Annotated in this window: 11 protein-coding genes and 1 riboswitch; of the genes, 6 read left to right on the top strand and 5 right to left on the bottom strand. The window is 58.5% G+C overall.

The window, feature by feature from the left end:
• Positions 1–55 precede the first annotated feature (55 nt).
• Positions 56–868, top strand: a complete 813-nt coding sequence (locus ACA064_RS27370) for a M48 family metallopeptidase (RefSeq protein ID WP_497670917.1) — start codon at positions 56–58, stop codon at positions 866–868.
• 104 nt (positions 869–972) lie between these two features.
• Here ACA064_RS27370 and ACA064_RS27365 read toward each other — a convergent pair whose 3' ends face one another.
• The 3 genes from ACA064_RS27365 to ACA064_RS27355 all read right to left on the bottom strand — a co-directional run bounded on the left by ACA064_RS27365 (position 973) and on the right by ACA064_RS27355 (position 3,797).
• Positions 973–1,539, bottom strand: a complete 567-nt coding sequence (locus ACA064_RS27365) for a TMEM165/GDT1 family protein (RefSeq protein ID WP_497670916.1) — start codon at positions 1,537–1,539, stop codon at positions 973–975.
• Between the two features lie 88 nt (positions 1,540–1,627).
• A riboswitch (yybP-ykoY riboswitch) is annotated at positions 1,628–1,750 on the bottom strand.
• Between the two features lie 50 nt (positions 1,751–1,800).
• Entirely contained in the window at positions 1,801–2,799 is a 999-nt protein-coding gene (locus tag ACA064_RS27360) for a methyltransferase (protein ID WP_497670915.1), read from the bottom strand.
• 32 nt (positions 2,800–2,831) lie between these two features.
• Complete coding sequence (locus ACA064_RS27355; RefSeq protein ID WP_497670914.1) at positions 2,832–3,797, bottom strand: 2-hydroxyacid dehydrogenase; 966 nt, start codon at positions 3,795–3,797, stop codon at positions 2,832–2,834.
• A gap of 92 nt (positions 3,798–3,889) precedes the next feature.
• On the opposite strand from ACA064_RS27355, the gene ACA064_RS27350 reads away from it, so the two are divergent.
• From ACA064_RS27350 to ACA064_RS27330, 5 genes are all read left to right on the top strand, one after another.
• The gene (locus ACA064_RS27350) at positions 3,890–4,519 is read left to right on the top strand and encodes a LysE family translocator (RefSeq protein WP_150645190.1); all 630 of its coding nucleotides are present in this window, start codon (positions 3,890–3,892) and stop codon (positions 4,517–4,519) included.
• 144 nt (positions 4,520–4,663) lie between these two features.
• Positions 4,664–6,346 carry a fatty acid--CoA ligase gene (locus tag ACA064_RS27345; protein ID WP_497670913.1) on the top strand — a complete coding sequence of 561 codons (1,683 nt, stop codon included), beginning with the start codon at positions 4,664–4,666 and terminating at the stop codon, positions 6,344–6,346.
• 336 nt (positions 6,347–6,682) lie between these two features.
• A complete protein-coding gene (locus ACA064_RS27340) occupies positions 6,683–8,572 on the top strand; it encodes a DUF1302 domain-containing protein (RefSeq protein WP_497670912.1) in 1,890 nt (629 codons plus the stop codon).
• A gap of 28 nt (positions 8,573–8,600) precedes the next feature.
• Positions 8,601–9,965, top strand: coding sequence for a DUF1329 domain-containing protein (locus ACA064_RS27335; RefSeq protein WP_497670911.1), 1,365 nt, complete (start codon positions 8,601–8,603; stop codon positions 9,963–9,965).
• A 216-nt stretch (positions 9,966–10,181) separates the two neighbouring features.
• A complete protein-coding gene (locus ACA064_RS27330; RefSeq protein ID WP_497670910.1) occupies positions 10,182–12,920 on the top strand; it encodes a winged helix-turn-helix domain-containing protein in 2,739 nt (912 codons plus the stop codon).
• A gap of 91 nt (positions 12,921–13,011) precedes the next feature.
• Here ACA064_RS27330 and ACA064_RS27325 read toward each other — a convergent pair whose 3' ends face one another.
• Complete coding sequence (locus ACA064_RS27325; RefSeq protein WP_497670909.1) at positions 13,012–13,590, bottom strand: serine O-acetyltransferase; 579 nt, start codon at positions 13,588–13,590, stop codon at positions 13,012–13,014.
• Complete coding sequence (locus tag ACA064_RS27320) at positions 13,580–14,803, bottom strand: O-antigen ligase family protein (protein WP_497670908.1); 1,224 nt, start codon at positions 14,801–14,803, stop codon at positions 13,580–13,582. Before ACA064_RS27320 ends, ACA064_RS27325 begins: the two co-directional genes overlap by 11 nt.
• Between the last annotated feature and the right edge of the window lie 142 nt (positions 14,804–14,945).

The following is a 14,945-nucleotide window of genomic DNA, read 5'->3' as shown; positions in this document are numbered from 1 at the left end:
GCGCCCATACCCATCACCGCCTAGGATACGCGCCATGTCTTCAGGGAGCGTATTCATGAGTAAGTCATTGGTTTTGTGCGCACTGAGCGCAAGTCTGCTGCTCAGCGGTTGTCAGTCCGTCAACACCACCAGCAGCGGCGCGGTGGGGGTGGAGCGCAAACAGTACATGTTCAGCATGCTGTCGGCCGCTGAGGTCAACCAGATGTATGCGCAGTCCTATCAGAAGACGGTGGGGGAGGCGAGCAGCAAAGGTTTGCTGGACAAGACCAGTAACGATGCCAAACGGGTCCAGGCAATTGCCGACCGACTGATTGCTCAGGCGCCGAGTTTCCGTCCGGATGCTGCCCAGTGGCAGTGGGAGGTCAATCTGATCAAGAGCGACGAGCTCAACGCCAGCTGTGGTCCTGGCGGCAAGATCTTTTTCTACAGCGGGTTGATCGACAGCCTGAAACTCACCGACGACGAAATTGCCGCGATCATGGGCCATGAAATTGCCCACGCGTTGCGCGAGCATGGCCGTGAAGCAATGTCCAAGGCCTATGGCATCGAGATGGCGAAGCAGGGCGCCGGGGCCTTGTTCGGCCTGGGGCAGACCAGCCTCGCTCTGGCGGACACCGTGGCCAATTACGGCATGACCTTGCCCAACAGCCGCGGCAATGAAAACGAAGCGGATCTGATCGGCCTGGAACTGGCCGCCCGCGCCGGCTACGACCCGAATGCGGCGATCACTCTGTGGACCAAGATGAGCAAGGCCTCGGAAGGTTCGCCGCCCGAATTCTTGAGCACTCACCCGTCATCCAGCAGCCGGATGGCTGCGTTGAAAGCGGCGATTCCGAAGGTTATGCCGCTGTACCAGAAGGCGAAGTGAGGCAGCTACAAGCTGCAAGCTACAAGCTACAAGCTACAAGCTACAAGCAAAGCAGATCTGCTTTTGCTTCAAACTTGCCGCTTGTAGCTTGCCGCTTGCCACTGCTACACAGCCTTATACACCGCGACAATGGCAAGGATGAAGAATGCCGTGGCCGCCAAACGGCGGATCAGGGTCAGGGGTAGTTTTTCCGCGGCGAAGTTGCCCGCCAGCACCACCGGCACGTTGGCGATCAGCATGCCGAGGGTAGTGCCAATAATCACCAGCCATAGTTCCGGGTATTGCGCGGCGAGCATCACCGTGGCGACCTGGGTTTTGTCGCCCATCTCGGCGAGGAAGAAGGCGATCAGCGTGGTCAGGAATGGCCCGAATTTGCGTGCGGTGCTGGCTTCGTCGTCATCCATCTTGTCCGGCACCAGGGTCCATAGCGCCGTCGCGGCAAAGCTCGCGGCGAGGATCCAGTGCAGGGTGGCGTCCGAGAAGAAGCTGCCGAACCAGGCGCCGACCACACCCGCTGCGGCATGGTTGGCCAGGGTTGCAGCGACAATGCCGGCTATGATCGGCCAGGGTTTGCGAAAGCGCGCAGCGAGAATCAGGGCAAGCAGTTGCGTCTTGTCGCCGATTTCGGCCAAGGCAACGATCGCGGTAGGGACGAGTAGAGAATCCAGCATCAGGGTTTTCCTAAGGGGCGGGTCGACACGGCTATGACACGTACAGCCTTCCCGCCCCGGGTAAGGTGTTCGTGTCATAGGTCTTGTCAAACCCTGCGGTCCGTCTGTGCGGACTCTGGGTCGCATACGCCATGGTCTGAGGACCAAGTATGTTGACGTATGCCGGACGAGCATGGCGCTCGTGGGAGACTACTCCCCTAGGACGGAGCGGATTCTGCCTAGGCAAATCCAATTGGGCAAGCCCTGTTTTTCTAAAGGATGTTACCCACGCTTGGCCCGGTAGATTCTGAAGCCTTGCCCTTCAGCCTTGATTGCACACACCCCAAGGTGCTCTTCGATCAAGGGTTGGTACTTCAGGAAACTGTTGGCGACCAGGCGCAGTTCGCCGCCGTTTTTCAGATGTTTGGCCGCTTTTCGCAGCAAGTTCTCCGTCGCGTGGTAATCGGTATGCACCCCGACATGGAACGGCGGGTTGCTCAGAATCGCACTCAAACCCATGGGGGCGGCGTCGATTCCATCGCCGGTCAACACCTCGGCTTCCAGGCCGTTGGCAGCCAGGGTCAGGCGACTGCTGGCGGCGGCAAACGCATCCACGTCGAGCAGGGTGACGGTGTTATGGGGATAACGCCGTTTGACCGCCGCGCCCAACACCCCGGCGCCACAGCCGAAGTCCAGCAGGTGACCGCTGGGCAGCTTGTCCAGATGTTCGAGCAGCAGCGCGCTGCCGCGATCCAGGCGCCCGTGACTGAACACGCCGGGCAGGCTGATGACTTTCAGTGGGCCCTCGGCCAGCGGCAGTTCGTACTCTTGCGCGAGGCTCTCCAGGGTCACCGCCTCCGGGGCATTGGCTACGGTGACTTGCCAAAGTTGGCAATGCCGCGCGCTGTCGAGTTTGCGCGGTTTGCCAAAGGGATTCAGCTGTTTGGCCGCGCCTTCGATACCGCTGCGCTTTTCACCCACCAGATACAACTCGCGGCCGGCCAGGCGCGAGGCCAGGGCGTTCAGTACGTAGTCGGTCAGGTCCTTGGACTTGGGCAGGAACAGCACCGCGGTTTCGAAGCCTTGAACCGGCGCACTCACACCGAAATGGCTGCGCTCGGCAAAACGTGCATCCAGCGCGGCCTGATCGCCGGCATGCCAGCACCAGCCGTGGGCGTCGGGCAATTTGCCCAGCAAGTCATCGGCGGGCAAACCGGCCAGCAGCAGCGAGCCCTGGAATAACTCAGCCTGACGAAGCAGTACTTCACTGCGCGGATCCATGGTCTGCTCCCTGAAAAATGGCGCGCAGTTTATCAACTGACAACCCGCAGCGCTGCACCGTTGAAGAAGCCTTGGGCGTTTTCGGTCAATTGGCCAACGATCCGCTGCCGCGCTTCGCGACTGCCCCAGGCATTGTGCGGCGTGACGATCAACCGCGGGATGTCGTTGGCCAGCAAGGGATTGCCGGCAGTCGGCGGCTCGACGCTCAGTACGTCGGTGGCCGCGCCGCCGAGGTGACCGTTGCGCAGGGCATCGGCCAGCGCCTGTTCGTCGATCAAACCACCGCGCGCGGTGTTGACCACAAAGGCGCCGGGCTTCATCAGCGCCAGTTCGCGGGCGCTGATGAAGTGGCGGGTGTGTTCGTTGAGCGGGCAGTGCAGGGTCAGCGCGTCGATTTGCGGCAGCAGTTCATCCAGGGGCAAGCGATCGGCACGGGCAGGGCGCCCTGGCAGCTGGCCGAGCAATACGCGCATGCCGAAGGCTTCGGCCAATCGCGCGACGGCGCTGCCCAGCTCGCCATGTCCGAGCAGGCCGAGGGTCTTGCCCTCCAGTTCGACAATCGGGAAGTCCAGCAGGCAAAACTGTTTGGCCTGCTGCCAGCGACCTTCGCCGACCGCTTTCTGGTAATCGCTCAACCGCGTGGCCAGGGCAAGTAACAGCATGATGGTGTGTTGAGCCACCGACGGCGTGCCGTAACCCTGGCAATTGCTCACCGTGATGCCCTGGGCGCGGGCGGCATCGAGGTCGACGTTATTGGTGCCGGTGGCGGCGATCAGGATCAGTTTCAGTTCGGGGCAGGCCGCTAGCGTCTGGGCATTGAGTATGATCTTGTTACTGATGGCGACGCTGGCGCCTCGCAGGCGTTCGACGACTTGGTCCGGGGTGGTCTGTTCGCACAGCTGCAAGTCGCTGAAGCTGTTTCGCAGCGCGCTGAGGTCGAGATCACCCAGATCCAGGGAAGTGTGGTCAAGGAATACGGCGCGGCGATTGTTACTCATCAACTGTACCTTTTGTGGGATTGACTGAAGGCGTAATGTGGCGAGCCTAACAGATGAAACAATTCGTTACTCCCTGCCCAAAAGGAGCCCCCATGTACTGGACAGAGTTCTTGACCGTCGCCCTGATTCACCTGCTCGCCGTTGCCAGCCCGGGCCCGGATTTTGCCGTGGTGGTCCGCGAAAGCGTGACCCACGGTCGCCGCGCGGGCACCTGGACTGCCTTGGGTGTTGGCACAGCGATCTTCCTGCACGTGGGTTATTCGTTGCTGGGTATCGGCTTGATCGTGTCGCAGTCGATCGTCCTGTTCAATGCCCTGAAATGGCTGGCGGCTGCCTATCTGTTGTACATCGGCTTCAAGGCGTTGCGTGCGAAACCAGCCAAACCTGCGACTGACGACCTGCACCAGGAAGCCGGCGAGCGCACGGCCCGTGGCGCTTTTACTTCGGGTTTCGTGACCAACGGCCTGAACCCCAAGGCGACATTGTTCTTCCTGTCGTTGTTCACCGTGGTGATCAATCCGCATACGCCGCTGGCAATCCAGGCGGGCTACGGGGTGTACCTGGCGGTGGCGACCGGCTTCTGGTTCTGCCTGGTGGCGATGCTGTTCAGCCAGCAGCGGGTCCGCGCCGGTTTCGCTCGAATGGGCCATTGGTTCGACCGGACCATGGGCGCGGTGCTGATTGCCATTGGCGTGAAGCTGGCGTTCACCGAGATGCATTAATTGCGCTGCGGGAAACAAGTGCTGGCGCAAAGCCGGCATCTGCACGCCCTGCAAATCATTCCTTTGGCTGATTTAGCGGTTATCAAGGGGCTCTAAAGTGAAGACCTTTACAGCCATGACCGTGCAGTCAGATAAGGGATTCTTATGTTGCAGACTCGTGTTATCCCGCCAGCCGAAGGCGCTTATCAATATCCACTGTTGATCAAGCGGCTGCTGATGTCCGGCAGCCGTTACGAGAAGACCCGAGAGATCGTCTACCGCGATCAACTGCGCTATAGCTACCCGACCCTCATCGAGCGTGTCGCGCGGCTAGCCAACGTCTTGACGGCAGCCGGGGTCAAGGCCGGTGACACCGTGGCGGTGATGGACTGGGACAGCCATCGCTATCTGGAGTGCATGTTCGCTATCCCGATGATTGGCGCAGTGATCCACACCATCAACGTGCGCCTGTCACCCGAGCAGATTCTCTACACCATGAACCACGCCGAGGACCGCTTCGTGCTGGTCAACAGTGAGTTCACGGGCCTTTACCAGGCGATTGCGGGGCAGTTGACCATGGTCGAGAAAACACTGCTGCTGACCGACGGGGCGGAAAAAACCGCCGACCTGCCGAATCTGATTGGCGAGTATGAGCAGTTGCTGGCGGCGGCCAGCCCGCAGTACAACTTCGAAGACTTCGACGAGAACTCGGTCGCGACCACGTTCTACACCACCGGCACCACGGGTAATCCGAAAGGGGTGTATTTCACCCATCGGCAACTGGTGCTGCACACCATGGGCGTGTCGACGATCATGGGCAGCATCGACAGCGTGCGGCTGCTGGGCACCAGCGACGTGTACATGCCGATCACCCCGATGTTCCACGTGCACGCCTGGGGCTTGCCGTATGTGGCAACCATGCTCGGGCTCAAACAGGTCTATCCCGGCCGTTACGATCCAGAGTACCTGGTGGAATTGTGGCGCAAGGAGAAGGTTACGTTCTCCCACTGCGTGCCAACCATCCTGCAGATGCTGCTCAATTCCAAGGCCGCTCAGGGCACCGATTTCGGCGGCTGGAAAATAGTCATCGGCGGCAGCGCCCTCAACCGTGCGCTGTACGAAGCGTCCAAGGCCAAGGGGATTCAACTGACCGCCGCCTATGGCATGTCGGAGACCGGCCCGCTGGTGTCCTGCGCTCACCTCAATGACGAGCTGATGGCCGGTACTGAAGACGAACGCACTACTTATCGAATCAAGGCCGGGGTGCCCGGCCCCTTGGTGGAAGCGGCAATTGTCGACGTGGACGGTAACTTCCTGCCGGCCGATGGCGAGTCCCAGGGCGAACTGGTGCTGCGTGCGCCATGGCTGACCGAGGGTTATTTCCGCGAGCCGCAGAAGGGTGCCGAGCTCTGGGCCGGCGGCTGGTTGCACACCGGTGATGTGGCCACCCTGGATAGCATGGGGGTGATTGATATTCGTGACCGGATCAAGGACGTAATCAAGACTGGGGGCGAATGGGTGTCGTCCCTGGCGCTGGAAGACCTGATCAGCCGCCATCCGGCGGTACGCGAAGTAGCAGTGGTCGGCATCCCGGATCCACAGTGGGGCGAGCGCCCGTTTGCCCTGCTGGTGGTGCGCGAGGGGCACGCGATTGAGGCCAAAGAGCTCAAGGAGCACCTCAAGCCTTTCGTTGAACAGGGGCACCTGAGCAAGTGGGCGATCCCCAGCCAGATCGCGCTTGTTACTGAAATTCCCAAGACCAGTGTCGGCAAGCTCGACAAGAAGCGCATCCGCGTTGACATCAGCGAATGGCAGAGCAACAACAGTACCTTCCTTTCGACGCTTTAAGCGTCTTTTGCCGTGCCCGAAAGGGCACGGCAAGCCCACCAAGCAAGCGCTTGGCTTGTTAAATCGAAATTTTCAGCCATTCTTCCCCTGCCGAAATTTGTCGGTCTGGCGAAAGGACTGTTCCAGAGTGGTTTGGGCTGCAAATCACACTTTAGAGGGATCAAGCAGTACTACCTGCTGGCTATAGTCCGCCCAAGGATTTTTAAGAACGGAGCAAACGCACAAAACGGGGCGATGCAACTTTGACTGACTTTCGGGACACCCTGGTTCCCTGTCACTTGGAGCGTTTTTAGAAGTGCTCACTGCCATAACAATAAAGCACATGGAGTAGCGTCGATGACATCAGTAAACCAGTTCTGGCGCCGGGCGAAATTGCCCCTGGCGGTCAGTCTCGCCTCTACGCTCGCCGGGCCAGCATTCGGCGTCAGTTTCAACATCGGTGAAATCGAAGGTCAGTTCGACTCGTCCCTGTCGGTGGGTGCCAGTTGGTCTACTACGAGCCCCAACAAGAACCTGATTGGCGTCAACAACGGCGGCCACGGCCTGTCCCAGACTTCCGATGATGGTCATCTGAACTTCAAAAAAGGCGAAACGTTTTCGAAGATCTTCAAGGGCATTCACGATCTTGAATTAAAGTACGGCGATACCGGAGTCTTCGTCCGCGGCAAATACTGGTACGACTTCGAACTCAAAGACGAACATCGTTTATTCAAGGACATCAGCGACGAAAACCGCAAAGAGGGCGCCAAGTCTTCTGGCGGGCAGATCCTCGATGCGTTCGTCTACCACAACTACTCGATTGGCGATGAGCCGGGCTCGGTTCGTCTGGGCAAGCAGGTCGTCAGCTGGGGTGAAAGTACCTTCATCGGCGGCGGCATCAACTCGATCAACCCGATCGACGTTTCCGCATTCCGTCGTCCGGGCGCCGAGGTCAAGGAAGGACTGATTCCGGTCAACATGTTCTATGTCTCGCAAAGCCTGACCGAGAACCTGTCGGCCGAAGCCTTCTACCAGCTGGAGTGGGACCAGACCGTCGTCGATAACTGCGGCACGTTCTTCTCGCAGCCGGACATCATTGCCGATGGTTGCGACAACAACCTGCGGGTCCTGAACAAGCGCTCCACCATTCCTGCAGCGGCATTGCCAGCACTGGCGGCTAACGGTGTAGACATCAATAACGAAGGTGTTCTGGTACGCCGTGGCCCCGATCGGGATGCGCGAGATAGCGGGCAGTGGGGCGTGTCTTTCAAATACAACTATGAACCGCTGGACACCGAGTTCGGCGCGTATTTCATGAATTACCACAGCCGTGCGCCGATCTTCAGTGCCACGGGTGCGCCAAGATCCGCTTATGCCCGAGCGGCCGCGCTGCCAGCCCCGCTGCGTTCCCTGGCGCCATTGATTGTCGCGGGTAGCTCCGAGTACTTTGTGGAGTACCCGGAAGACATTCGTCTCTATGGCTTGAGCTTCTCCACCACCTTGCCTACCGGTACTGCGTGGCAAGGCGAGATCAGCTATCGTCCGAATGCCCCGGTGCAGCTCAACTCCACCGACATCCTGTTTGCCGGTGTGCGTCCACTGGGCGGGGCCCTGACCAACGCATCGCTGCTCAATGGCGTACCGGGGCAGGACTTGCATGGCTATCGTCGCAAGGAAATCACCCAACTGCAGACCACCTTCACGCATTTCTTCGACCAGGTCATGGGCGCCAGCCGTCTGACTCTGGTGGGTGAAGTCGGTCTGACTTATGTCGGTGGCCTGGAAAGCACTTCCGACGTGCGTTATGGCCGTGATCCGGTCTACGGTCCGGGAGAACTGCCCGCCACAGGTACCCTTAATACTTGCTCGCAGATCCTCAACACCAGCACCATCAACGGTGCGGGGCCGGGTGCCGCCACCAACAACCGTAGCCGCAATTGCAACGACGAAGGTTTCACCACGTCGGCCTCGTGGGGCTATCGCGGGCGTGCCATCTGGGAATACAACGACGTATTTGCCGGGGTGAACCTCAAACCGAACGTGGCCTGGTCCCATGACGTCAGCGGCTACTCGCCTGGCCCTGGCGGCAACTTCGAAGAAGGCCGTAAAGCCGTAAGCCTGGGTGTCGATGCCGAATACCAGAACACCTACACCGCGAGCCTGGCATACACCAACTTCTTTGATGGCAAGTACACCACCGTGGATGACCGCGACTTCGTTGCGCTCAGCTTCGGCGTGAACTTCTAAGCACTGCATCTTCAGGATGAACAAGAATATGAAAGTAACCAAGAGTCTGTTGCACGTCGGTGTCCTTGGGCTGTCTATGCTGGCGACCAGTGTCATGGCCGCTGTTCCCGCGGCTGAAGCGGACAAACTGGGCAAAAGCCTGACGCCTATGGGCGCAGAAATGGCAGGCAATGCCGACGGCTCGATTCCGGCCTGGAAACCCATGGCCAAGAACGCCGGCAACGCCGACAGCAAAGGCTTCCTGTCGGACCCTTTTGCTGCCGAAAAACCGCTGTTCACCATCACCGCGCAAAACGTCGATCAGTACAAGGACAAGCTTGCTCCGGGCCAGTACGCGATGTTCAAGCGCTACCCGGAAAGCTTCAAGATTCCGGTTTACCCGTCCCATCGCGGTGCCACCGTGCCGGATGCCGTGTTCGCCTCCATCAAGAAGAACGCCACCACGACCAATCTGGTGTCCGGCGGCAACGGTCTGGAAAACTTCGAGACCGCCGTGCCTTTCCCTATTCCGAAAACCGGCGTCGAGGTTATCTGGAACCACATCACCCGCTATCGCGGCGGCAGCGTGACCCGTCTGGTGACCCAGGCCACGCCACAGCCGAACGGCTCGTACAGCCTGGTGTACTTCCAGGATCAGTTCGTGTTCCGCGACAAGATGAAGGACTTCGATCCGGCCAACCCGGGCAACATCCTGTTCTACTTCAAGCAGAAAGTGACCGCGCCGGCACGTCTGGCCGGTGGTGTGCTGCTGGTGCACGAAACCCTCGACCAGGTGAAGGAACCGCGTTCGGCGTGGGTCTACAACGCCGGTCAGCGTCGCGTGCGCCGTGCGCCACAAGTGTCCTATGACGGTCCGGGTACGGCAGCCGACGGCCTGCGTACCTCCGACAACCTTGACATGTACAACGGTGCTCCGGATCGTTACGACTGGAAACTCGAAGGCAAGAAGGAGATGTACATCGCCTCCGACAGCTTCAAGCTCGACTCGCCGCAACTCAAGTACGCCGACATCATCAAGGCGGGTCACATCAACCAGGACCTGACTCGTTACGAGTTGCGCCGGGTCTGGCATGTGGTTGCGACCTTGAAGGAAGGTCAGCGTCACATCTACGCCAAGCGTGACTTCTACATCGACGAAGATACCTGGCAAGCTGCGGTGATCGATCACTACGACGGTCGTGGTCAACTCTGGCGTGTGGCGGAAGCTCACTCCCAGAACTATTACAACGTTCAGGTGCCGTGGTACACCCTGGAAACCCTCTACGACCTGCAGTCCGGCCGCTACCTGGCGCTGGGCATGAAGAACGAAGAGAAACAGGCATATGACTTCGGCTTCACCGCGACCACCAGTGATTTCACCCCTGCTGCACTGCGTCAGGAAGGTGTTCGTTAACAGCGTGTAAAAGAGAGGCCGCAACCTCTGAGCGCCCCGACTGGTTCGGGGCGTTTTCTTTTGGGTTTCGCAAGCCGGCAGCCGCTAAACCGGGCTGACAATTCTGGTCGTATTCTTTTTCCATCAATTTTCAGCAATAACCTTCAACATCAGGCCTTTTACCGCTAGTCTGCGGACATCTGCAATGCCGACAACAGCATTAAACAAGAGTTGGCTATGACTGACCTGTCCCGTATACAAGGGCCTTCCGGCGTTGCTGTTCCAGCGCTGGAAGGGCGCTTTTACCGTCCACCCTTGCCCGACGGCTATGTACTGCGGCCTCGCCTGTGCGAGCGCCTGAGTGCCGGCTTGAACGGGCGTTTGCTGTTGGTCAGCGCTCCGGCCGGGTTTGGAAAAAGCTCGCTGGCGGTGGAGTTCTGTCAGAGCCTGCCGGCTCACTGGCGCAGCCTCTGGCTGGGCTTGAGTCCTCGCGACAGCGATCCCGGGCGTTTCCTCGAGCGTCTGCTCGATGGTCTTCAACACTATTTCCCGCAACTGGGCAGCCAGGCCCTCGGCCTGTTGAAAATGCGTCAGCGCCATCAGCCGTTCGCCTTCGAAGAGTGGCTCGATGGCCTGCTCGACGAGCTGGCCGATCACCTCGTGCCAGGCAATCCATTGCTGCTGGTGCTGGATGACTATCACCTGGCCCAGGGCCCGGTGCTCGATCGCTGCCTGCAATTTTTTCTCAATCATCTGCCCGATGGTTTGCTGGTGCTGGTCACCAGCCGGCAGCGTCCGAACTGGCACCTGGCGCGGTTGCGGCTGTCCCGGCAATTGCTCGAGCTGAATGAGCAGGACCTGCGCCTGACCCACGACGAATCCCTGGCCTTGCTTGACCGGCACAGCAGTTCATTGCGCGGTGAGGCCCTGGAAAGCCTGATCCAGCGCAGCGAAGGCTGGGTGGCCGGGCTGCGCTTCTGGTTGCTGGCGGCTTCCGAAGCTGGCAGTGGCGGTGCACTGCCCCAGGTGTTGCACGGCGGCGAGGGTTTGATTCGCGATTATCTGCTCGAAGAGGTCATCGATTGCCTGCCCGCCGAGGTGCAGTCATTTCTCTATGACACCGCGCCCCAGGAGCGTTTTTGCAGCGAGTTGTGCGACGCCGTGCGCGAAGCCCACGACAGCGCCGAAATTCTTCGTTACCTGCAAGCCCATCAGGTTTTCCTGGTGCCCCTGGATGACCAGGGCCATTGGTACCGTTACCACCATCTGTTTTCCGACCTGCTTCGGACTCGTCCCACGGCCAATGCGGTATTGCCCGCGGCCAGCCTGCACCTGCGGGCCTGCCGCTGGTTCAATGCCCAGGGCCTGCTCGACGAAGCAGTGGAGCAGGCGTTGCGGGCCGGACATCTGGATGTCGCGGCGAATCTGGTGCAGAACCTTTCCGAAGAACAGCTGTTGGCCGAACAAAACGTCGGCATGCTGCTGCGCTGGAAAATGGACCTGCCCGACAGCCTGCTGATCAGTACGCCACGGTTGATCGTGCTCTATAGCTGGGCGCTGGGATTGGCCTGTCAACTGGACGCGGCCGAGGAGCTGGCCAGTCATTTGAGTCGTTTCCTGCCGGCGCCTTCGGAGACCGCGCAGAAATCCATGCTGGCGCAATGGCTGGCACTGAGCGGAATCATCGCCCGAGGTCGCGGTAACCGCGAATTGACCCGACTTTATTGCACCGAAGCACTGGAAAGCCTGCCGCAGAAGCGTTACGGGCAGCGTTTGATGTGTCTTTCAACCCTCTCCAATCTGGCGATTGCCGACGCCGATCTGTGGCGTGCCCGAGGCTTGAACCGTGAGTCCCTGGAGTTGGCGCAACGGGTCGGCAACCCGCTGTTCGAAGCCTTGGCCCATTCCGATAGGGCTCGGGTACTGCATGCCCGAGGGGAAATCCTCCGCGCGCTCGATGAAGTGCGTCAGGGTTTGCAGCGCCTGCAGGGGTTGTCCACCTTGCGGCTATATGCGGTGCGTGCACGTCTGATCCTGTATGAAGGCTATTTGCTGACCCTGCTTTCCCAGCCCGAAGCCGGTCTTGCCTGCTTGCAGACGGGCCTGGTCGAGGCGCGTGCCTGTCGGGATATCAGCGTGTTGATCGGCCATTGCGTGATCGCCTCCCTGGAAGGGAGCAACGGTCAATTCGCCAGGGCTTTCGCCGAGCTGGCCGAGGCCGAGCGACTGATGCATATCTGGGACGTGCCGCCGATCTACTACCTGGCGATGATCACCTTGGTCAAATGCCAGCTGTGGCTGGCCCAGGGGCGTACCGATCTGGCCGAAGCTTGGCTGGCGCGGTTGGGACAGACCTATAACGGTGAACAGGCGGCAGCGCCTCCGGAGTTCCATCCGCAACTGCCGCTGCACATCGAATTGCAACAGGCGTCACTCGAGGTGATCCAGGGGCAGTCAGCGCTTGCCGAGCAACGGTTGAATAAACTGGTCGAGCGCGGGCAGCAAACCGGCCGGCTGATGCTCAGCGTGATGGCGTTGAATCAGAAGGTCGCGTTGCTGCTTGGCAGCGGGCGTGAACCTGAGGCCCGGCAAGCCATGGCTCAGGCGTTTGAAGCGGCGTCGGGCGGTGTCCAGCAACCCTTCGAATGGTTGTTGAGCGGACATCCCGACTGGCTGCGAGAACAACTCCCGAATTGCCCGCATCCAGCGTTGCGGCAAAGTCTGCTCGAGCGTTTGCCGCTGGTGGTGGCCCGTGAGCCGGTCGAACCGCAGCATCACACGGAAAACCTCAGTGCCCGTGAGCTGGCGGTGCTGCGATTGATCGCTCAAGGGTGTTCGAACCAGGAAATCAGCGACCGGCTGTTCATCTCCCTGCACACGGTAAAAACCCACGCCAGCCACATCAACAGCAAACTCGGCGTCGAACGCCGGACCCAGGCCGTGGCGCGGGCGAAGGAGTTGGGAGTCTTAAGTTGAGGCTCCCTTGCGACAGGATTGGTGGGACACATAAAAAGATCGCTGCCAGTTCCTACAAATACGACAGGGGGGCTGTAGGAATTGGACTTATTTACTGTTGAAGGCGGCCCATCAGTTTTACGTCGTACTCACGAACCTCTTCAGTTCGCGGATTAAACACGACGTGACCCGCGGCTACACTTTTATTGATAAAGCTGCCGGCACCGACAACAACATCGTTCCCTAACTTCAGGTCGTCAGAAATAATACATGAGTGTGCGTGGACTCTAACCCCGTCACCTATGATCAGCTGGATGTCATCTCGTTGACCCTTGATGCCAATAGTGCAGTTCTGCCAGATTTTGAAGTTCTTGCCGATTTCGGCATGCGATGAAATCACGATGCCGGTAGGGTGGGCAATCCACAATCCCTCACCAATAGTGGCACCCAACATGATCTCGACGTTAAACTGACGGCTTATCTTTTCGTTGAGCAGTTTGCCTCGACGCTTCCAGAATTTATTGCCTTGAGCATGTAACACATAAGCCAGTCGGAACCAGAAAATGTAACGGTATCTATTGCTTCTGCGGCACTTTTGAATGAGCCGCTTCCAACTGAAAGGTTTGTCCAGGCCGCCAATGATTTCGATATGCCAATAACGTTTGGCCGTGCTAAAGATGCTAGCTGGCATGGGCAGTCCTTTTATCTTGAGCGTCCATCAGTAACTGAGTCGAAACAATGACCCCGATGGGCAACCAGAAGATCATCCAGTAGACGCCAGGCCTATTCAAGACGGTGTGATAATCAAACAGGGCGGTAGTGATGCTGAAGATAAGCAAGGGCAAGCCTATCGAGCCCAAAGGCATGTTCCAGGCTCTGCGATCCATAGACTGCCGAAATGCGACGACGAGCATGGCTAGCATTAACAGAAGTCCAACGACCCCATACTCATAAAAAAACTGCAGAAAAAGATTATGGGCTTGAGAGAAGCACTGGTCGCCTGCGAGGCATATGTCAAACCTGCGCCCCGCCCCGGCGCCGGTTAACCAGAATTGCTTCATGCGTTCAAGCCAGCCTTCCCAGATGAGGTCTCGGAGGCTCAGCCCCCGAACTTGCTGATCAATCAATATGGGCGACAGCCAAATTGATATGGCCACTCCCAATACCGCCGTTGCAATGAGCCACTTTTTCGAACGGGCACTGCGATGAAGAATAGCCGTCGTGCACAGCGCGATGCCATATCCAAGCCAGACCCCGCGAGAAAAGGTGCAATAGACGAACAAGGACAAGCCCAGGATACAAGCACCGAACAGCAGGGTTGTGGTTAGAGAGTAACGTTTGGTGAGCAACTGACAAAAACCGTAAATCCCGAAAAATCCATAGTACAGTGCTGCAATGATAGGATTCTGAAAGTCGGCGTACTCTCCGTAGCCCAAGCTGTACAGGCGATTTCCGCTGAGGAATATATTGTGGTTCTGCAGTATCGATTGCAGGATCAAGCTTGCAATGGCCGATGTTCCAGCAAGCACAAACAAGATGTTAAGGCATGCCTCCATTCTACCTTCTCTGACCAGCAGGTTAATGGTAGCAAGGTATAAAATAACGTATAACGCTGTTTTAAATTGTACAAAAACCGGGTTTTCCGAATTGTTGTTTGTCAAGGCTATCAGTATTGTGAAAATCAACATCAGGCCGATGAGCAAGTATTTTCTGCTGATCAGGCTTTCACGCAATGGCTTGTCAAAAATGCAGAGAATCAATGCAGGTATGAACAAGGTGGCATTGGAAATCGTGGTGTGACGACTGCCATCGATTATTAATAGCATTCCGGCGATGTGTGCGATAAATCCAACCGTCAAAACCGTGAGCGTAAATCGTAAAAAAAGAGTGCCAGGGTAGGTCATGAAAAATCCAGTTTCAGGTTGAACGCATTTAGCATCGCACGGGCAGTACTGACTATTTTATAGATTGAACTAGGGGATGGTTTCAGCGACCTTCGCGAAGAGGTCTGGCTGGTAGGCCGTTCTGAAATGGGCATTCCCGTCA

This window comes from Pseudomonas sp. LBUM1658 (genome assembly GCF_059716055.1).
Note: the sequence above shows the minus strand (reverse complement) of the source record. Positions and strands in the feature narration are given on the sequence as shown.

Bases quoted from the DNA above. Each gene is read 5' to 3' on its own strand.
- ACA064_RS27370 (WP_497670917.1), top strand. From the start codon at position 56: ATGAGTAAGTCATTGGTTTTGTGCGCACTGAGCGCAAGTCTGCTGCTC.
- ACA064_RS27365 (WP_497670916.1), bottom strand. From the start codon at position 1,539: ATGCTGGATTCTCTACTCGTCCCTACCGCGATCGTTGCCTTGGCCGAA.
- ACA064_RS27360 (WP_497670915.1), bottom strand. From the start codon at position 2,799: ATGGATCCGCGCAGTGAAGTACTGCTTCGTCAGGCTGAGTTATTCCAG.
- ACA064_RS27355 (WP_497670914.1), bottom strand. From the start codon at position 3,797: ATGAGTAACAATCGCCGCGCCGTATTCCTTGACCACACTTCCCTGGAT.
- ACA064_RS27350 (WP_150645190.1), top strand. From the start codon at position 3,890: ATGTACTGGACAGAGTTCTTGACCGTCGCCCTGATTCACCTGCTCGCC.
- ACA064_RS27345 (WP_497670913.1), top strand. From the start codon at position 4,664: ATGTTGCAGACTCGTGTTATCCCGCCAGCCGAAGGCGCTTATCAATAT.
- ACA064_RS27340 (WP_497670912.1), top strand. From the start codon at position 6,683: ATGACATCAGTAAACCAGTTCTGGCGCCGGGCGAAATTGCCCCTGGCG.
- ACA064_RS27335 (WP_497670911.1), top strand. From the start codon at position 8,601: ATGAAAGTAACCAAGAGTCTGTTGCACGTCGGTGTCCTTGGGCTGTCT.
- ACA064_RS27330 (WP_497670910.1), top strand. From the start codon at position 10,182: ATGACTGACCTGTCCCGTATACAAGGGCCTTCCGGCGTTGCTGTTCCA.
- ACA064_RS27325 (WP_497670909.1), bottom strand. From the start codon at position 13,590: ATGCCAGCTAGCATCTTTAGCACGGCCAAACGTTATTGGCATATCGAA.
- ACA064_RS27320 (WP_497670908.1), bottom strand. From the start codon at position 14,803: ATGACCTACCCTGGCACTCTTTTTTTACGATTTACGCTCACGGTTTTG.